Source organism: Buttiauxella agrestis, from assembly GCF_900446255.1.
GTDB classification, from domain to species: domain Bacteria; phylum Pseudomonadota; class Gammaproteobacteria; order Enterobacterales; family Enterobacteriaceae; genus Buttiauxella; species Buttiauxella agrestis.
The window spans coordinates 2,998,599-3,016,909 of the sequence record NZ_UIGI01000001.1; the positions used below are offsets into that span (position 1 = coordinate 2,998,599).

The 18,311-nt window shown below is 53.8% G+C and carries 16 protein-coding genes; 6 read left to right on the top strand and 10 right to left on the bottom strand.

The genetic code is table 11. From position 1 onward, the window contains the following. The first annotated feature begins 62 nt into the window (after positions 1–62). Together nadE and yddG are read left to right on the top strand one after the other, a co-directional pair. A complete protein-coding gene (gene nadE, locus DY231_RS14275; RefSeq protein ID WP_115629293.1) occupies positions 63–887 on the top strand; it encodes an NAD(+) synthase in 825 nt (274 codons plus the stop codon). Positions 888–949: 62 nt separating this feature from the next. Next, positions 950–1,840 carry an aromatic amino acid DMT transporter YddG gene (yddG, locus tag DY231_RS14280; RefSeq protein ID WP_115629295.1) on the top strand — a complete coding sequence of 297 codons (891 nt, stop codon included), beginning with the start codon at positions 950–952 and terminating at the stop codon, positions 1,838–1,840. 4 nt (positions 1,841–1,844) lie between these two features. Here the strand turns inward: yddG and hutU are convergent, their stop codons facing one another. After that, entirely contained in the window at positions 1,845–3,530 is a 1,686-nt protein-coding gene (gene hutU / locus DY231_RS14285) for a urocanate hydratase (protein WP_115629298.1), read from the bottom strand. Positions 3,531–3,547: 17 nt separating this feature from the next. Then, positions 3,548–5,092 (bottom strand): histidine ammonia-lyase, encoded by a 1,545-nt coding sequence (gene hutH / locus DY231_RS14290; protein WP_034494769.1) that lies wholly within the window; start codon positions 5,090–5,092, stop codon positions 3,548–3,550. Positions 5,093–5,252: 160 nt separating this feature from the next. On the opposite strand from hutH, the gene hutC reads away from it, so the two are divergent. After that, on the top strand, positions 5,253–5,999 hold the full coding sequence (gene hutC / locus DY231_RS14295; RefSeq protein ID WP_034494768.1) for a histidine utilization transcriptional repressor HutC: 747 nt from the start codon (positions 5,253–5,255) through the stop codon (positions 5,997–5,999). On the opposite strand, the gene ves is transcribed toward hutC, so the two are convergent. Together ves and DY231_RS14305 are read right to left on the bottom strand one after the other, a co-directional pair. Then, positions 5,986–6,531 (bottom strand): environmental stress-induced protein Ves, encoded by a 546-nt coding sequence (ves, locus tag DY231_RS14300; RefSeq protein ID WP_034494766.1) that lies wholly within the window; start codon positions 6,529–6,531, stop codon positions 5,986–5,988. The two genes, hutC and ves, sit on opposite strands and share 14 nt — an antisense overlap. Beyond that, positions 6,531–7,895, bottom strand: coding sequence for a formimidoylglutamate deiminase (locus tag DY231_RS14305; RefSeq protein WP_115629300.1), 1,365 nt, complete (start codon positions 7,893–7,895; stop codon positions 6,531–6,533). Before DY231_RS14305 ends, ves begins: the two co-directional genes overlap by 1 nt. A gap of 205 nt (positions 7,896–8,100) precedes the next feature. On the opposite strand from DY231_RS14305, the gene hutI reads away from it, so the two are divergent. Both hutI and hutG read left to right on the top strand, forming a co-directional pair. After that, entirely contained in the window at positions 8,101–9,330 is a 1,230-nt protein-coding gene (hutI, locus tag DY231_RS14310; protein ID WP_115629303.1) for an imidazolonepropionase, read from the top strand. Then, a complete protein-coding gene (hutG, locus tag DY231_RS14315) occupies positions 9,314–10,111 on the top strand; it encodes an N-formylglutamate deformylase (RefSeq protein ID WP_115629306.1) in 798 nt (265 codons plus the stop codon). Before hutI ends, hutG begins: the two co-directional genes overlap by 17 nt. Before the next feature lie 90 nt (positions 10,112–10,201). Here the strand turns inward: hutG and spy are convergent, their stop codons facing one another. The 6 genes from spy to astC all read right to left on the bottom strand — a co-directional run bounded on the left by spy (position 10,202) and on the right by astC (position 17,053). Next, positions 10,202–10,690, bottom strand: a complete 489-nt coding sequence (gene spy, locus DY231_RS14320; RefSeq protein WP_034494758.1) for an ATP-independent periplasmic protein-refolding chaperone Spy — start codon at positions 10,688–10,690, stop codon at positions 10,202–10,204. 322 nt (positions 10,691–11,012) lie between these two features. Beyond that, positions 11,013–11,978, bottom strand: coding sequence for a succinylglutamate desuccinylase (astE, locus tag DY231_RS14325; RefSeq protein ID WP_115629309.1), 966 nt, complete (start codon positions 11,976–11,978; stop codon positions 11,013–11,015). 23 nt (positions 11,979–12,001) lie between these two features. Beyond that, the gene (astB, locus tag DY231_RS14330) at positions 12,002–13,330 is read right to left on the bottom strand and encodes an N-succinylarginine dihydrolase (protein WP_115629311.1); all 1,329 of its coding nucleotides are present in this window, start codon (positions 13,328–13,330) and stop codon (positions 12,002–12,004) included. Between the two features lie 2 nt (positions 13,331–13,332). Then, the gene (gene astD, locus DY231_RS14335; protein ID WP_115629314.1) at positions 13,333–14,805 is read right to left on the bottom strand and encodes a succinylglutamate-semialdehyde dehydrogenase; all 1,473 of its coding nucleotides are present in this window, start codon (positions 14,803–14,805) and stop codon (positions 13,333–13,335) included. After that, entirely contained in the window at positions 14,802–15,836 is a 1,035-nt protein-coding gene (gene astA, locus DY231_RS14340) for an arginine N-succinyltransferase (RefSeq protein ID WP_115629316.1), read from the bottom strand. Before astA ends, astD begins: the two co-directional genes overlap by 4 nt. After that, positions 15,833–17,053 carry a succinylornithine/acetylornithine transaminase gene (gene astC / locus DY231_RS14345; RefSeq protein ID WP_115629319.1) on the bottom strand — a complete coding sequence of 407 codons (1,221 nt, stop codon included), beginning with the start codon at positions 17,051–17,053 and terminating at the stop codon, positions 15,833–15,835. Before astC ends, astA begins: the two co-directional genes overlap by 4 nt. A gap of 448 nt (positions 17,054–17,501) precedes the next feature. On the opposite strand from astC, the gene xthA reads away from it, so the two are divergent. Next, positions 17,502–18,308: an exodeoxyribonuclease III gene (gene xthA, locus DY231_RS14350; protein ID WP_034494745.1), complete on the top strand. Its 807-nt coding sequence runs from the start codon at positions 17,502–17,504 to the stop codon at positions 18,306–18,308. Positions 18,309–18,311 lie beyond the last annotated feature (3 nt).

Here is an 18,311-nt window from a genome sequence, read left to right on the forward strand (position 1 = left end):
CAAAAGGTTAGTTTTAATCAATCTACCTGCACGCGCAGGTGAATTTCAATCGGAGGGTTTAAATGGCTCTGCAACAAGAGATTATCCAGGCACTAGGGGTTAAACCGCAGATCGATCCTGCACAAGAAATTCGTGTCAGCGTCGATTTTTTGAAAGCCTATCTGAAAAAGTATCCCTTTATTAAATCTCTGGTGCTGGGCATCAGCGGCGGTCAGGATTCAACCTTGACCGGCAAACTGTGCCAGACCGCCATCAGCGAACTGCGCGAAGAAACCGGTGACGAGAGCTACCAGTTCATCGCGGTGCGCTTGCCGTTTGGCGTGCAGGCCGATGAGCAAGACTGCCAGGACGCCATCACCTTTATCCAGCCCGACCGCGTGTTAACCGTGAACATCAAAGGTGCCGTGCTGGCGAGCGAACAAGCGCTGCGCGAAGCCGGTATCGAACTGAGCGATTTTATTCGCGGCAACGAAAAAGCCCGCGAGCGTATGAAAGCGCAATACAGCATTGCCGGAATGACCAAAGGCGTGGTGGTTGGGACTGACCATGGCGCAGAAGCGGTAACAGGTTTCTTCACCAAATACGGCGATGGTGGCACCGATATCAACCCAATCTTCCGTCTGAACAAACGTCAGGGCAAAGCGCTGCTTAAAACCCTGGGCTGCCCGGAGCATTTATATCAGAAAGCGCCAACGGCTGACCTCGAAGACGATCGCCCTTCTCTGCCTGACGAAGCCGCACTGGGTGTGACTTACGACCAGATTGATGATTACCTTGAAGGCAAAACGCTTGATGAAGGCACCAGCAAAATCATTGAAGGCTGGTATCTGAAAACCGAACACAAACGTCGCACGCCGATCACTGTGTTTGATGATTTCTGGAAATAACTTTTTCTGTAAATAGCGTCGGATGGCGCTTCGCTTATCCGACAAGACTTATCTGGAAACCCATGGATAGCGCTGCAAAACGCGCCACGGCCTTTGGCCTGCTGGCCATTCTCCTCTGGAGTACCTCGGTTGGTTTACTGCGAAGTATCAGCGAGCATTTTGGCCCCGTCGGCGGCGCGGCGCTGATTTATACCGTCAGCGCCCTTTGCCTGTGCCTGGCTCGCGGTTTACCCAAAGTCCGTGAAATCCCTCAGCGATATTTATGGATTGGCGGGGCATTATTTGTCACTTATGAAATTTTCCTCGCCTTAGCGATTGGCCTTGCACACACCCGCACGCAGTCGTTAGAACTCGGGATGATTAATTACCTGTGGCCGAGCCTGACCATCTTACTGGCGCTATTTATCAACCAGCAACGTAGCAGCTTGTGGTTATGGCCGGGGCTTGCACTTTCGCTTGCGGGTATTGTGCAGGTGATGAAAGGGGATGGAGTCTGGTCGCCGCTGCAAATGTGGCACAACATTCTCGATAACCCGCTGGCTTACGGCCTGGCGTTTGCCGCAGCACTCATTTGGGCGCTGTACTGCAATATTACGCGCCGCTGGAGTGACGGAAAGAACGGCGTTTCATTGTTTTTTTGCGCCACCGCTGCTGTGCTGTGGGTGAAATTCGCCTTCGTGAGCGAAGCGCCGATTCACTTTACGCTGCCTGCAACGCTGCAACTGTTGTTTATGGGAGCTTCCACGGCAATAGCCTATTCGGCCTGGAACCACGGCATTCAACGCGGGAATATGACGTTACTGGCTACGGCATCGTATTTCACGCCAGTGCTTTCGGCGTTAATGGCGAGTTTGTGGTTGGGTCTGCATCCGGGTTGGGGGTTTTGGCAGGGTGTGGTTATGGTGGTGGCCGGATCGCTTCTGTGTTGGCTCGCGACCCGGCGTTACAGTTAAGGCGTTATTTCACCATCGGGAGTTTTAAATCATGCTCCCGCGCGCATTCAATGGCGCTCTCATAACCCGCATCGGCGTGGCGCATCACGCCGGTTGCCGGGTCATTCCACAGCACACGCCCCAAACGCACCTCCGCTTCCGGGGTACCATCGGCCACAATCACCACTCCGGCATGTTGCGAGAAGCCCATCCCCACGCCGCCGCCGTGATGCAAACTCACCCAGGTTGCACCGCCCGCAGTATTTAACAACGCGTTGAGCAATGGCCAGTCCGAAACCGCATCAGAACCATCTTTCATGGATTCCGTTTCACGATTGGGCGAAGCCACTGAACCGCAGTCCAGATGGTCACGCCCGATAACCACTGGCGCTTTCAACTCGCCATTGCGTACCATTTCGTTAAACGCCAGCCCTGCGAGATGACGCTCTCCCAGACCCAGCCAGCAAATACGCGCCGGTAATCCCTGGAAAGCAATGCGTTCCTGCGCCATATCCAGCCAACGATGCAAGTTCTGGTTATCCGGGAATAGCTCTTTCAGTTTGGCGTCTGTTTTCGCAATATCTTCCGCATCGCCCGACAGCGCCACCCAGCGGAATGGCCCTTTGCCTTCGCAGAACAGCGGGCGAATATAGGCCGGAACGAAGCCCGGGAAATCAAAGGCATTTTCCACGCCTTCATCGAAAGCCACCTGGCGAATGTTATTGCCATAATCCACCGTCGGCACGCCCATTTCCCAGAAATCGAGCATCGCACGAACGTGTACGGCCATTGACTCACGCGCCGCTTTTTCTACTGCTTTAGGTTGCGTGGATCTTTCGCTCTGCCAGCGATCCACTGTCCAGCCTAACGGCAAATACCCGTTGACCGGATCGTGCGCCGACGTTTGGTCGGTCACGATATCAGGCTTGATCCCACCCGCTTTGGCGCGTTTGACCAGTTCAGGCAAAATTTCTGCCGCGTTACCCAGCAGGCCCACAGAAATAGCTTTTTTCTCCGCATTGGCCTGCTCAATAATCGACAGGGCTTCATCCAGATTCGTCGCTTTATAATCCAGATAACGGGTACGCAGGCGGAAATCAATGCGAGACTCCTGGCACTCGATAGCTAATACCGAAGCGCCCGCCAGAACACCCGCCAGCGGCTGCGCACCGCCCATTCCGCCCAGCCCCGCAGTCAGAATCCATTTGCCGCGTAAATCACCGCCATAATGCTGGCGGCCTGCTTCGGCAAAGGTTTCAAACGTCCCCTGCACAATGCCCTGCGCACCGATATAAATCCACGAACCGGCGGTCATCTGGCCGTACATCATCAGCCCGGCTTTATCCAGCTCATGGAAATGATCCCAGTTAGCCCAATGCGGCACGAGGTTTGAGTTGGCAATTAACACTCGCGGCGCATCCGTGTGAGTGCGGAAAACACCCACCGGTTTGCCGGATTGCACCAGCAACGTTTCATCAGCTTTAAGCGTGCGCAGCGAGGCAAGGATCTGCTCGAAGCATTCCCAGTTGCGAGCCGCTTTGCCGATCCCGCCGTACACCACCAGATCCTCCGGGCGCTCAGCGACATCCGGATCGAGGTTATTCTGGATCATGCGGTAAGCCGCTTCGATCAACCAGTTTTCGCAGTGCAGCGTGGTGCCATGTGGAGCGCGTACCGTGCGGGCTACCGCCTGTTTTACAGATTCAGTCATTGGAGTGGCTCCCGGCATCACGCCGATGTAGAAGGAAAGAGTTGAGTAATCACCGCAGGCAGTTCGCCGCTGGCACCCCACTGGCGCATGCTTTCAATATCGGGTGCCAGTAAACGGTCTTTATCGAGGAATGCCACGCGCTCACGCACGCCGCTGAATACCTGCTCCATGAGCGGTGAACTGCGCAGCGGGCGTGAAAATTCAATCCCCTGAGCTGCCGCCATCGCTTCAATTCCCACCACTGCGGAGGTGTTGAAGCACATATCACCGAGGCGGCGAGCCGCGTAGGTCGCCATCGAAACGTGATCTTCCTGGTTTGCCGACGTTGGCAGGCTGTCAACGCTGCCAGGATGCGCCAGCGATTTGTTTTCAGACGCCAGAGCGGCGGCAGTGACCTGAGCAATCATAAAGCCTGAGTTAATCCCGCCCTCTTTCACCAGGAATGGCGGCAGGCCAGAAAGCCCGGTATCCAACAACAACGCCAGGCGGCGTTCGGAAATCGCACCAATTTCTGCCACCGCCAGCGCGATAATGTCTGCGGCGAACGCAACGGGTTCAGCGTGGAAATTACCGCCAGAAATCACCTCACCCGTTTCGCTAAACACCAGCGGGTTATCGGATGCGGCGTTGGCTTCAATTTGCAGCACACGCGCCGCGTGGCGCAGGTTATCGAGACATGCGCCCATCACTTGTGGCACGCAGCGAATCGAATACGGGTCTTGCACGCGCCCACAATGCTGATGGGAATCGACAATCTCACTGCCGTCCAGCAACGCTCTGACTGCGGCCGCGACGTCAATTTGCCCGGTTTGCCCGCGCGCTTCATGAATACGGGCATCGAACGGTTTCACCGAACCTTTGATGGCTTCGAGGGATAACGCGCCCGCCACCAGTCCGGCACCAAAGACTTTCTCGCCTTCAAACAAACCGCGCAGCGCCAGTGCTGTAGAAACCTGGGTGCCGTTGAGTAACGCCAGCCCTTCTTTTGGCCCGAGCACTAACGGCTCGACACCGGCAATTTTCAGCCCGGCAATCGCAGGCAGTTCTTCGCCGTTGATACGAACGTTGCCTTCACCCAGTAGCATCAGGGAAAGATGCGCCAACGGTGCTAAATCACCCGAGGCACCCACTGACCCTTTTTCAGGGATCACCGGCATCACGCCCGCGTTAAACAAGGTCAGCAAACTGTCGATAACCTTCATCCGCACGCCAGAATGACCACGGGCGAGACTGATGATTTTGCTCGCCATCACCAGGCGCACAACATCATCAGGCAGAGGTTGCCCAAGGCCGACGCTGTGGGAAAGCACCAGATTGCGTTGCAACTCAGCGAGGTGCTCTTTTGCAATGGTGGTTTGCGCCAGTTTGCCAAAACCCGTGTTAATGCCGTAAACCACATCGCCGTGATTCACGATATCCTCAACGGTTTTTTGGGACTTTGCGACTGCCTCAACGGCCTGCGAATCAAGGCTCAGAGTGACGGTTCCATGGTAGATTTCACGCAGCGTGGCGAGCGTTACACGCCCTGGAGTGAGACAGCACAGCTTTTTTTGCAGGGACATAGTGACATCCTGATGGCATCAATTCGTATGAACGTATAGAGTTGTATAGACAACCTAACTAATAAACCCAAATGACCGCCAGCACGTCATAGGTAATTTTTATTGAACAGTGAGCGGGATCGCGCTTTCACCGCAAAATGAAATAATCAAGGAACCGCTAATGTCTGAGACTCTCGCCCAATTACGCGCCGCCATCAGTGATTTACCCGCGCCCATTTATTTGCGGGTGAAGCAGGGAATTATCACTCAGATACGCAGCGGTAACTGGGTTGCCCACCAGCGAGTGCCTTCGGAAACTGAATTGGTTAATGCGCTTAATGTCAGCAGAATGACGATTAACCGCGCGTTGCGGGAACTGACGGGGGAAGGCTGGCTGGTGCGAATGCAGGGGGTCGGAACATTTGTCGCCGAGCAAAAAGGCCATACCGCTATGCTGGAAGTGGGCAGCATAGCCGAAGAAATTACCGCCCGTGGCCATCATTATCGCAACCAGGTGGTTGCCCTTGAGCAAGTCAACGCGGATGAAAAGCTGGCGCATGCTTTTTCAATTAACATCGGCGAACCGCTGTTTTACTCGCAGCTGGTTCATTACGATAACGATATGGCGGTGCAACTGGAAACACGCTACGTCAATCCGGCGCTCGCCGCTGATTATCTACACCAGGATTTTCGCCTGTTCACGCCGCACCACTACCTGAGCAAAGTTGCGCCGTTAACCTCAGGTGAACATGTTGTGGAAGCGGTGCTCGCCGACGAAACGCAACAAGGCTTACTTGAAGTGACCGCTAGCCAGCCTTGTCTGTTGATTCAACGCCGCACCTGGCATCATTCTCAGGTGGTGACGGTGGCCCGGCTGTTGTATCCAGGCTCACGTTATCAGTTGGTAGGCAGTTTTACAGGTAAGTGATTTCACTAAACAGCAGTTTCCCTTCCGATTTCAGCAAGCGCAAAGTGTGGCGGCCATCTTGCCACCACGCGCCCTGCTCCGCCTTGAGCAGTTTGTCACCCAGTTGCCACTCGCCGCTTAATACGTACACAATCCCGCCGCGTGGTGCGAAGGTGGTAAACGAGCGGTCCGCCACACGCACTTTGGCGCGGCAACGGTCACGGTGCGTCATGATATTAAAATCCATCGACATCCCCTGTTTCAGCTCGGCTTTAACCGTGTAATCACCAGCAAAAGCAAACGGCTGGAAGTGCTTCAGGGTATGGCGAAACGCCTTTCCTGCATCCAGCACCACTTCGCCCCCTTCGAGCAAAGTGATGACGCGGTCTACCTGTGGGAACGCCGAAAACTCACCGCTACTGGCGATCGAAGCGATACTGGCGCGCCAGTTAAAATCACGCGTTGCGGGCGGAAAGCAGCAAATTTCGCGGGTTTCTCCAGCCCCGTTACGCCACAAACTGACGGGCACTTTCCGTATATCAAAAAATTCCATCACCACTCCTGAAGGGTGCGCATCACCTGCGCAAACTGTGTGTTGCTTTGTTCATCGAGCGGGTGCTGCCTGTCGCTGATTACCTGCTTCCCGGCAACCCACACGTCTCTGATTTGTTCACGGCTCCCACCAAATATCCAGCGGTTGAGCAACGCATAATCTTCTATGTGCGCAAGCCAGGAATCACGCTCGAGCACCAGCCAGTCTGCACGTTGCCCCGGCGCTATCATGCCCATAGTGACGCCGCAAGCCTGTGCGCCTCCCACCGCCGCTTGTCGCCATAACACTTCACCCACCTGCGGCAGTTCTGGCAGCACAATCCGATTGCGGCGTTTGTCGCGCAGACGCTGCGCATATTCGAGCCAACGTAGCTCTTCGAGCGCATTCACCGAAACATGGCTGTCGGAGCCAATCCCCCAGTGCCCGCCCTGCGCAATGAAATTGGTTGCCGGGAAAATACCGTCACCGAGATTCGCTTCGGTAGTGGGACACAACCCCGCCACGGAGCGGCTTTCAACAATTTGGGTTAACTCTTCCGGCGACAAATGCGTGGCGTGAACCAGGCACCAACGGTCATCCACAGCAAAGCGGTTATACAGCCACTCCACCGGGCGCTCGCCACTCCAGGCAAGGCAGTCATCGACCTCTTTTTCCTGCTCGGCAATATGGATATGCACCGGCATTCGGTAGTCGCTGGCTTCCAGCACATCTTCCATTTGCTCCTGCGTCACCGCTCTTAATGAGTGGAAACACAGGCCATGATTAATCAACGGATAGCGACGCAGCGCATTGCCCAGCGCCTGTTGCTGGCGCAAGTAACGGTCGACATCCTGAATAAATCTTTTCTGCCCAACGGCGGGAGGCTGCGCGCCAAATCCCGCATGGCTATAGAGCACAGGCAACAAAGTCTGCCCTATTCCGCTGTTATCGGCAGCAAGCAGCAATTGCTGTAGCATCAAATCGCCTGACGCATACGGTTTTCCGTTAACGTCATGATGTAAATAATGAAATTCTGCAACCTGGGTATAGCCGCCCTTGAGCATGTCGATATACAAGCGTGTGGCAATAGCGCCAACTTGCTCCGGCGACAGCTTTTGCACCATGCGATACATCACATCGCGCCACGTCCAGAAGCTATCTTGCGGATTGCCCGCGACCTCCGTCAGCCCCGCCATCACCCGCTGGAAAGCATGCGAATGCAAATTCGTGATAGAAGGAATCACTACACCGGGAAGCAGCGTAGCCTCCTCGCTTGTAGCGCCAGCCTCAACATGAGTTATCGTCCCTCGTTCATCGACGGTAATGCGCACATTGTGTCCCCAGCCTTGGGGGAGCATGACAACTGGTGCAAAAAATGCTGGCATAGATTTGATTCCTTCTTTTGCGATGCCAATGATTTAGCGATTATTTCGTGCCGACGCAAACCAAATCCGTCGTTTGCTAAAAAATTGTGTGACGGACAACAAAACGCGGGGTTGCCTGCTACTTTAGCGGCAACCTGGTTGCTCAACTCATCATGCTGCGCTAGCTTGTAGTCAATTGTCTATACAACCTGATGTGGAGAATGTCATGACTTATCCTCGCGCCTGCGACAGCCTGTGGAGTGGCGCAACCCTGGTCACGATGAAAGACGGTCTTTACCACTTAATTGAAGATGGCGTTATCGCGGTGCATCAGGGGAAAATCGTCTGGCTCGGCGCGCGGGCGCAACTTCCTGATATCACGGCCGCTGAACATCACCATTTTGACGGCGGAATCGTGACGCCAGGCTTTATCGATTGTCATACGCATTTAGTTTTTGGCGGCGATCGCAGCGCGGAATTTGAAATGCGCTTAAACGGCATGAGCTACGCGGAAATCGCCGCACAGGGCGGCGGGATTATTTCCACCGTTCGCCACACGCGCGAAGCTGACGAAAATGACCTGCTGAACGCCGCACGTCAGCGCCTGCAACACTTGTTAAAAGAAGGCGTGACCACCGTCGAAATAAAATCGGGCTATGGCCTGGATATCGACAACGAAATCAAAATGCTGCGTGTGATTCGTCAACTCGGAGAAACGCTCCCGGTTGAAGTGTATGCCACCTGCCTGGCCGCGCACGCCATACCGCCAGAATTTAGCGGCGATGGCGATAAGTGGGTCGACGTGGTTTGCGAGCAGTTACTCCCTCGTGTGGCGCAAGAAAAACTGGCCGATGCGGTTGATGCATTTTGCGAACATCTGGCTTTCAGTCCGGCACAAACCGAAAAAGTCTTTGCTGCTGCTCGCGGTTTGGGATTGCCGGTCAAACTTCATGCCGAACAACTCTCCGCACTGGCGGGTAGCAGCCTGGCGGCTCGTTACCAGGCGTTATCTGCCGATCATCTTGAATACGCCACCGATGCCGATGCACAAGCGATGGCCGCAGCGAATACCGTGGCCGTTCTGCTGCCGGGCGCGTTTTATCTATTGCGCGAAAAACAGCAGCCTCCGGTCGCTGCATTCCGCGAACATGGCGTGCCGATGGCCGTCGCCAGTGACGCAAACCCAGGCACGTCCCCGGTACTTTCGCTGCGATTAATGCTCAATATGGCGTGTACGTTGTTTGGCCTGACGCCAGAAGAAGCGCTGGCGGGCGTGACGCTTCACGCGGCGCAGGCGCTGGGAATTAGAGAAAGCCACGGCAGTCTAGAATGCGGGAAAGTTGCCAACTTTGTGCACTGGCCTGTGGCACGTCCGGCTGAACTGGTCTATTGGTTAGGGGGGCAATTGCCCTGCACCGTGATTTATCAGGGAGAGAAACGTGACAGCACCTTTTAATTTCAGCCGTGGGAAACTGCCACTATTGGTCAGCATCCCTCACGCAGGCACCGCATTAACGCCAGAAGTTGAGTCGTCCCTGAGCGATGCGGCACGCCCATTGCCCGATACCGACTGGCATATCCCGAAGCTATATGAATTTGCCCACGCACTCGGCGCGAGTGTGATTGTCGGTAATTATTCGCGGATGGTTATCGACCTTAACCGCCCCGCCGATGATAAACCGCTCTATACCACGGCGACAACTGGCCTGTACCCCGAAACCTTGTTCGATGGCACAGCCGTTTTTATTCCCGGTAAAGAACCCAATACGCCGCAGCGTAAAGCCGCGCTGGACACTATCTGGCAGCCGTACCATCAGCAATTGCAGAGCGAGCTGGAGAGAATGAAAGCCGAACACGGCTACGCGCTATTGTTCGATGCGCATTCCATCGCCAGCCATATTCCGCGTCTGTTCGACGGCAAATTACCGGATCTGAATTTCGGCACCAACGGCGGTAAAAGTTGCGATGAGCTGATTGAAGAACATCTGGTGGCCTGTGCGGCCTCGCAAAACCAATTTAGCTGGGTGGCAAACGGGCGCTTTAAAGGTGGATATATCACGCGCGCTTATGGGCAGCCGTCGCAAGGCGTTCACGCAGTGCAGTTAGAACTTGCGCAGTGTAATTATATGGATGAGCAACCGCCGTTTGCATGGCGTGAAGAGCGAGCAGAAAAACTGCAACCGCTGCTTGAGCAGTTTATTCGTTCGATGTTGAGTAGCGCCCAGCAGATTGCCTGAGAATTAAAACGGGTAAAAAGAAAACCGCCGGTCCTGTCCACAAGATAACGCTTTGTGGACAGGACCGGCGGTCTTAAGTCAGTCGATCAGTTATTCCTGATCAGCAGGCATTTTACCTTCATGTTGAGGACGTTCTGTCAGACGCTTCTCAAAATTGGCATTAAATTGTTTTTTCTGCTCAGGCGTCAGAATGTTGTAGATTTTATTCTGCGTTTCCATATGAGCCATCATACGAGTTTTGTTTTGCTCGGCCATTTTGTCGACTTGCGCCTGGGCTTTCGCTTTGTCGAAGCTGTCGCTGGCGATAATATTATGTGCCGCACGACGTTCTTCTACTGAAGGACGCTCCATTTTACCGCGCTGGTCTTTCATGATGTCGCGCACTTGCTGTTTCTGCGCATCCGTCAAATTCAAATCTTTGAACATCATATCGTGATGGCCGCCACGCATACCTTTATGGTGCATCATCGGCGCATCGGTTTTTGCCGCCGTGGTCGTGGTGGTGTCAGCTGCATGAGCCAGGTTCGCCGCGCCCAGAGCCAGAGTTGAAGCAACAAAGAGAGCTGTTAATTTACGCATATTGTTTATTCCTGTTCTGATTTCTATTACGACAAGGTGTGCCGCGTTGACGAAATTAAGTTTACGGGGTTGTGCGTCAAGTAATAGTGCGCATCGGTAAAGCATTGAAAGGATAAAAAACAAAATTGCAGCAATTATGAAGAGAATAAGGATAAAACGTCGCTGAATTGCAACAGAATATAACAAGGCGATGATTTTAAAGGAATTATGAAGAGATTGTATAGTAATTAGAATGTTGAAGAAAGCATCTATTAAGATTTATCTGTATATTGTTGTTTGACCGGTGATTATTTTCCGGCCCCATTACTGAGGCCGATGCATATTAAAGTTCGCGTAGCATTAATCCAGCACGTAATCCCACCGCGACATTAGGATTAGGGAATAATACATATTCAATATCTTCTTTCACCACGTAACGCGTGTCGCCATCTTCTGCCAGTAATGTGTCTTTAGGAAACGCGGTGAAATTCTGCGTTTTCGCCGACATGTGCAACACAAAGGCATCGCTGAGGCGAGTGATCTGTTGCGCCACTTTATAGCGTAGCGGCTCGCCTTCCGCTGCTGGCGGAGTTTCACCACTCAGTAAAGCCTGCAATGCCTGTTTGGTTTGTTCAAACTGGCTGAGATCATTTTCACCAAAGGCTTGCGCCTTGCCCAATTCCAGCGTGCAGCTCAGCGCATTGAAATGCTCACTGCTGAAATGAGTGAAAGTCCCGCCCGGTGACTGGTGGAACACCAGCGCCTGTAACCCCGCGCAACCCAGCCACGAGAGAAACGCCTCATCGTACGGCGTGGTGCGTGAAGGTAATACCCCAAAACGTGGATGGTATGAGCTACGAATGGCAGTGTGCATATCGAGATGCCAGCAAATGGTCTCTTCGCTTTGGGCGAGGAACAAATCCATCGCGTGTTCAAGGCGACAGGCACGCTGAGTTTCAATGCTTTCCGGGAACTGCTGCCAGCCCCCGCCGAACATGCGGTTCATGTCGCTGTGTTGGTAACGCTGGTTGCTGCGCAATGCCTCTGGATTACCCAGAATCACCAGCAACCGCCATTGCAACGCCAGCTCACCCGCGAGAAGACTATCAACAAGCTGCGCGAGTATTTCTACTGGCGCAGTTTCGTTACCGTGGATACCCGCCGACAACACCAGCGTCTTTTCCACAGATTGATGCGGAGTCAATGCCAAAATCCCCTCATCCCACCACTGCCAACGTAGGTGAGTGTTTTTTCCTGCGGTCTGCGTTGGCACTTTACCCGCCAGGGTTTGCGCCAAAAAATCCAACATTGAGCCTCCGGTTAGGACTGAAATTAGTGCTGAAACGGATAAACAAAACCTAAGTCTAGTATACGCGTCAGTTCGTCGAGTGCTTCGCGCCCTTCACGCAACAGTTGAGGGTCAGCTAAATCAGCCTGAGTTAACCGATCGCGATACCAGCGATCGACCCAGTTGTTGAGGGTGATAAACAACTTGTCGTTCATCATCACCGCCGGGTTTACCGCTTTGAGTTCTGCATCATTGAGAACCACACGCAGACGTAAACACGCCGGGCCGCCGCCGTTAGCCATGCTTTCGCGCAGGTCGAAGACCTGCAAATCGCTAATCGGGTTATCCGCCGCCAGAACCTCATTGAGATAACGCCACACGCCCGCGTGTTGGCGTGACTCTTCGGGCAAGATAAGCGTCATACTACCATCTTCACGGCTCAGTAACTGACTGTTAAATAAATACGTTCCGACCGCATCAGCCACACTCACTTTATCCGCTGGCACTTCAATGGCGGTAAAACCAGGCACTCTTTCACGTAACTGCTCGTAAAGCGCGTGCTGATGCAGGAACGCCTGTTCGTGGCAGAACAGCACCTGGCGGTTGGAAACCGCAATCACGTCGTTGTGGAATACGCCCTGGTCGATAACCATCGGGTTTTGTTGCGCGAACACCAGTAAATCCGGTTTGACCTGGTTCAGTCGCGCTACCGCCTGGCTTGCTTCTAATGTCTGACGTGCCGGGTAGCGCGCCGGAATGAGTCCGGCTTTGGCTTCTTCACGCCCATAAACAAACAGTTGTGTCGACGGTTCGCCATAGGCTCCGCCCAGACGGTTATGGTTCGCCGCCCCTTCGTCACCAAACATCGCGACCTGCGGCAATGCGCCGTGAACAGAAAAATACTGCTCATTACGGAAGATGGCTCGCAATGTGTTTTCTGTGGTTGGCGCTTCACTGGCGCGGTGGAATTTGTTGTTCAGATTCGCCACCGAGAAATGCACTTTGCCATCCAGGCTGTCGGCCGATGGGCAAACGGTCGCGGCATTGGCCACCCACATAGAGGAAGCCGAACTGACAGCCGACAAAAGCTGCGGTGCATCTTTGGCGACACGCTCAATAACTTGCGCATCCGTTCCACTGAAACCTAACTGGCGCAGCAGAGGTACATTAGGCCGCTCTTGCGGAGGGATAACCCCCTGCGCGAAACCGGCATCTGCCAGCGCTTTCATTTTCAGCAAGCCTTGTTTAGCGGCAAGCTTAGGGTTCGAGACGCGGAACTGGTGCTTAGTCGACGCTTCGTTACCGAAAGAAAGCCCGGCGTAATGGTGGGTTAACCCCACCAGTCCATCAAAGTTAACTTCACGCGCTTTCATGGCTATTCCTCACGGCTGAAATCAAGCCCCGGACTCAGGGTCGCAGGCAGCGGGAAGGACGGGCTTTCAAGCGTCGCCATCGGCCATGCGCAATAATCTGCCGCATACCACGCACTGGCGCGATGGTTGCCGGATGCACCGACGCCACCAAACGGAGCCGCACTCGAAGCACCCGTTAGCGGTTTATTCCAGTTCACAATCCCTGCGCGGGCTTCGAGTAACAACTGGTCGAATTGCTCGCGATGCGGAGAAATCAGCCCGCTTGCCAGGCCGTAGCGCGTGTCGTTTGCCATGCTGATGGCTTCATCAAAATCGCTATAACGATAAACCGTCAGCAATGGCCCGAAGATTTCTTCGTCCGGTACGTTTGCCACGCCGGTTAATTCGACAATACCTGGCGTCAGCAACGACGTTCCCGTTTTGAGCAGTTTGGGTTCAAGCAATGCTTTCCCACCACGGGCGATATGCTCCTGCCAGCCGGTCAGCACGCGTTCTGCGGCCTGGACCGAAATTAGCCCGCCGATAAACGGCTGCGGCACTGCATCCCACGCAGCCGGGCGAATACGCCCCGCCACTTCCACCAGCCGTTGTAAAAATGCATCGCCCTGCGCACCGTGTTTCACCAGCAAGCGACGCGCACAGGTACAGCGCTGCCCCGCAGTCACAAACGCCGACTGAATCACCAGATGCACCGCACCATCAATATCCTGCGGATCTTCAACAATAAGCGGGTTATTGCCGCCCATTTCCAGCGCCAGAATTTTCTCCGGCTGCCCGGCAAACTGGCGATGTAGCTGGTATCCAGTGTTTGCACTACCGGTAAATAACAGGCCATCAAGCATCGGCTGCTGTGCCAGAGCCTGGCCCGTTTCACGTCCGCCCTGCACCAGATTCAGCACGCCTGCGGGAACACCCGCCTGCTCCCACAATTTCATCACTTGCTCGCCAATCAGCGGCGTCAGTTCACTCGGTTTAAACACCAGCGTATTACCCGCCAGTAACCCCGGAACAATATGCCCGTTTGGCAGATGTCCGGGGAAGTTATACGGGCCAAATACCGCTAACACACCGTGCGGACGATGGCGCAACGTGGCCGCACCATCCGGCATTTCGGTGTGCGTTTCGCCGGTACGGGTGCGGTAAGCCTTAATCGAAATGGCGATTTTATTGATCATTGCCGTGATTTCAGTTGCCGCCTCCCAGCGTGGTTTGCCGGTTTCCTGGGAAATCGTCACCGTCAGCGACTCTTTGTTGGCTTCGAGCAAGGTGGCAAATTTTTCAACGATAGCCTGGCGCTCAGTAAACGGGCGTTTCGCCCAGGCCGGAAATGCGGCACGTGCCGCATGACACGCTTGCTCAACTTGCGGCTCATTTGCCGCAGCCCCTTCCCACAGCAAATCACCATTCACCGGATTGTGCTTTTGCAGCGTTTCGCCCAGGCCCGAAAGCCATTGTCCATTAATCCACTGAGTCATACTTTTTTCTCCTCGGGGCACAAACGCACCAGTCGTACTTTATCGCCAGTGCTGCATTTCAGGGCGTCAGCGGTTTTGGCATCAATAATCAGCCGGTCGCCTTTTGGGTTCGCCTTAATCAGCATGGAGCGGAAATTGTTGTATTTTTCATTGGCGACCAGGCACATCGGTAACTCTTCGGTTGCCGGTTGCCCAATCACCACTTCAACGAGGCGGCTTTTGCGGATCGCACGCACGCGGTCGATATCACATTCAAGCGTTGGGCCGCCGTCGAAAATATCGACGTAATTGCGATAGCGGAAACCTTCGGCTTCAAGAACCGCACGCGCAGGCGCAGTTTGCGGATGGACTTTGCCAATCACCGCCCGCGCCTCGGCAGACAGGAAATCGGTATAAATCGGATGCTTCGGCATCAGTTCCGCGATAAACGCTTTCTGACCGGTACCGCACAGGTAATCGGCACGGCTAAATTCCATTGAGAAAAAGCGATTGCCGAGGCTTTCCCAGAATGGCGAATGACCGTGTTCGTCAATCACGCCACGCATCTCAGCGACCACTTTTTCATTAAAGCGGTCGCGAAACGCCGCCATAAAGAGAAAGCGTGATTTGGAAAGCAGGTAGCCGTTGCCTTCTTTGCGCCAGTCGGCATCAAGGAAAAGCGTGCAAAGTTCGCTGCTGCCAGTGTGATCGTGGCTAAGGAACAGTGTCGGTAACGCGTTGTAAATGTTCAGCTCTTTGGAGGCATGAACATGGGTGCCAACGTGGTAGTTGTACCAGGGGTCGTTTAAGCCCACCGCCACTTCAATAGCGCAAATGCCGACGACGCGTTCTGTCGTGGAATCTTCCAGCACAAACACATAACCCTGGTCGCCTTCTGGCAGGTCGCCTTGCCAGGTTTGAATGGAGCGTTCGATACGTGCCGACAGCGTTTTTTCATCCGCAGGCAGCGAGGTCAACCCGCCGCCCGTTTTACCCGCCAACGCCAGCAGCCCGGATATATCACCGCGCTCAACCGGACGGATAATCATCATGATTGCTCTCCCGCTAAAAAGCGTTCACAGGCGCGCTCAAAACGATCCAGCCCTTTTTGCACTTCGGCTTCACTGACAATTAATGCCGGTGCGAAACGGACCACATTTGCCCCGGCGATAAGCATCATCAAGCCTTCCTGAGCCGCAGCCTGTAAAATAAGTTTAGCTTTTCCACTGTATTCCGGTTGAAGGACACAGCCAATTAACAACCCCAAACCGCGCACTTCGCTGAACAGTTGATGCTTCTGGTTAATTTTGTTTAAACGCTCAACAAACCAGGCGTGGCGCTGCTTAACTCCGTTCAGCACTTCTGGCGTGTTAATGATTTCCATCACGCGACCGGCAACCGCACCCGCCAGCGGATTACCACCGTAGGTGGTGCCGTGGGTGCCGACGACCATCACTTTTGAGAATTTATCGGTGGTCAGCATCGCGCCAATCGGGAAGCCACCGCCCAACGCTTTAGCGGTAGAAAGGACATCCGGCGTGATGCCGTAGTGCATATAGGCGTAAAGCTCGCCGGTGCGGCCGACACCGGTTTGCACTTCATCGAAAATCAGTACCGCGTTATGGCGGTCGCAAAGCTCGCGCAAACCTTGCAGGAAAGTAGGATCGGCGGGTACCACGCCGCCTTCGCCCTGCATCGGCTCCACAATCACCGCGCAGGTATTTTCGTTGATCAGTTCGCTGGCAGATTGCAGATCGTTATAAATGGCGTGGCTAATTTGCGGCGGCAGCGGCGCAAAATCCTGCGAATAAGCCGGTTGCCCGCCTGCCGAAACAGTAAACAACGTACGACCGTGAAACGCATTTTTGAATGCAACGATGCCACTTTTGTTCGGGCCAAAATTATCGTGGGCGTATTTTCGTGCCAGTTTGAGCGCCGCTTCGTTGGCTTCTGCACCCGAGTTACAGAAGAACACTTTGTCGGCAAAAGTGGCATCGATCAGTTGTTTTGCCAGGCGCAGAATCGGCTCGTTAGTGTAGCCATTGCCGGTATGCCAGAATTTTGCCGCCTGCTCTTCTAACGCTTTGCGTAAATCAGGGTTGGCGTGGCCCAGCGCGTTGACCGCAATACCCCCGGCGAAATCGATATAGTCTTTGCCTTGCTGGTCCCACAATGTCGACCCTTCACCGCGCACAGGAATAAAAGAAGCTGGGGCATAAACGGGCATCATCCATTCGTCGAAATTTTGGCGGGTAATTGACTGCGACATAAAGACCTCTCCGGGTAAATAAAAAGTTATTTATATGTTAAATAATTGAGTGTTTGCGCTGTAAATGTAGATTGCACGCTTCGTGCCAGCCAGCGATATAAATGCATAGCGGAGGGTTGATAAAGGAAAATCAAGGAGTTACAAACCAGGCATATTCACTAAAAGTGAATATATAGTGCATAGTTTTATGGTGCCGTATGGATCGCCGCACGAAAACAAGAAATATTATGCAACCGTAAAATTTAATACTGGATTTGTGATCGATGATGGGGTTTGCACGGCTATTACGCCCCAAAACGGGGCGGCGTGACTGAATTTGGTGCAGATTTTGTATGTGTACAGACTTCAGACCCTGGCGCTTATCCCCGACAAAACGGCGATCCCTCGGCATTTTTGCCATTTTCTGCTAACATCCTGCAACATTGACTCGTCACCACGGCAGCGACTTATGAAATTCGTCTCTTTTAATATCAACGGCCTGCGCGCCCGTCCGCACCAACTTCAAGCCATTGTTGAACAGCATCAACCTGACGTTATCGGTTTGCAGGAAACAAAAGTCCACGATGACATGTTCCCGCTCGAAGAGGTTGCAAAGCTGGGTTACAACGTCTTTTATCACGGTCAGAAAGGCCATTACGGTGTGGCGTTGCTCACCAAAGAGACGCCAATTTCGGTGCGTCGTGGTTTCCCTGGCGACGATGAAGAAGCCCAGCGCCGTATTATCATGGCCGAAATTCCTTCCCCATTAGGCAATCTGACGGTGATAAACGGTTACTTCCCGCAGGGTGAAAGCCGCGACCATCCGACCAAATTCCCGGCCAAAATGAAGTTCTATCAGGATCTGCAAAACTACCTGGATACCGAACTGAAGAAAGATAATCCGGTGCTGATTATGGGTGATGTGAACATCAGCCCGACCGACCTGGATATTGGTATTGGCGAAGACAACCGCAAACGCTGGTTGCGTACCGGTAAATGTTCCTTCCTGCCGGAAGAACGTGAATGGATGGACCGCCTGATTAGCTGGGGCCTGGTCGATACTTTCCGCCACGCAAACCCTGAAGCGCAAGACAAGTTCTCGTGGTTTGATTACCGCTCGAAAGGTTTTGATGACAACCGTGGCCTGCGCATAGATTTGCTGCTGGCAAGCCAACCGCTGGCTGAACGCTGTGTTGCAACCGGCATTGATTACGATATTCGCAGCATGGAAAAACCATCCGACCATGCGCCGGTGTGGGCTGAATTTAAGCTATAAGGA

Coding starts and splice junctions, on each gene's coding strand:
- nadE (WP_115629293.1), top strand. CDS start 63: ATGGCTCTGCAACAAGAGATTATCCAGGCACTAGGGGTTAAACCGCAG.
- yddG (WP_115629295.1), top strand. CDS start 950: ATGGATAGCGCTGCAAAACGCGCCACGGCCTTTGGCCTGCTGGCCATT.
- hutU (WP_115629298.1), bottom strand. CDS start 3,530: ATGACTGAATCTGTAAAACAGGCGGTAGCCCGCACGGTACGCGCTCCA.
- hutH (WP_034494769.1), bottom strand. CDS start 5,092: ATGTCCCTGCAAAAAAAGCTGTGCTGTCTCACTCCAGGGCGTGTAACG.
- hutC (WP_034494768.1), top strand. CDS start 5,253: ATGTCTGAGACTCTCGCCCAATTACGCGCCGCCATCAGTGATTTACCC.
- ves (WP_034494766.1), bottom strand. CDS start 6,531: ATGGAATTTTTTGATATACGGAAAGTGCCCGTCAGTTTGTGGCGTAAC.
- DY231_RS14305 (WP_115629300.1), bottom strand. CDS start 7,895: ATGCCAGCATTTTTTGCACCAGTTGTCATGCTCCCCCAAGGCTGGGGA.
- hutI (WP_115629303.1), top strand. CDS start 8,101: ATGACTTATCCTCGCGCCTGCGACAGCCTGTGGAGTGGCGCAACCCTG.
- spy (WP_034494758.1), bottom strand. CDS start 10,690: ATGCGTAAATTAACAGCTCTCTTTGTTGCTTCAACTCTGGCTCTGGGC.
- astE (WP_115629309.1), bottom strand. CDS start 11,978: ATGTTGGATTTTTTGGCGCAAACCCTGGCGGGTAAAGTGCCAACGCAG.
- astB (WP_115629311.1), bottom strand. CDS start 13,330: ATGAAAGCGCGTGAAGTTAACTTTGATGGACTGGTGGGGTTAACCCAC.
- astD (WP_115629314.1), bottom strand. CDS start 14,805: ATGACTCAGTGGATTAATGGACAATGGCTTTCGGGCCTGGGCGAAACG.
- astA (WP_115629316.1), bottom strand. CDS start 15,836: ATGATGATTATCCGTCCGGTTGAGCGCGGTGATATATCCGGGCTGCTG.
- astC (WP_115629319.1), bottom strand. CDS start 17,053: ATGTCGCAGTCAATTACCCGCCAAAATTTCGACGAATGGATGATGCCC.
- xthA (WP_034494745.1), top strand. CDS start 17,502: ATGAAATTCGTCTCTTTTAATATCAACGGCCTGCGCGCCCGTCCGCAC.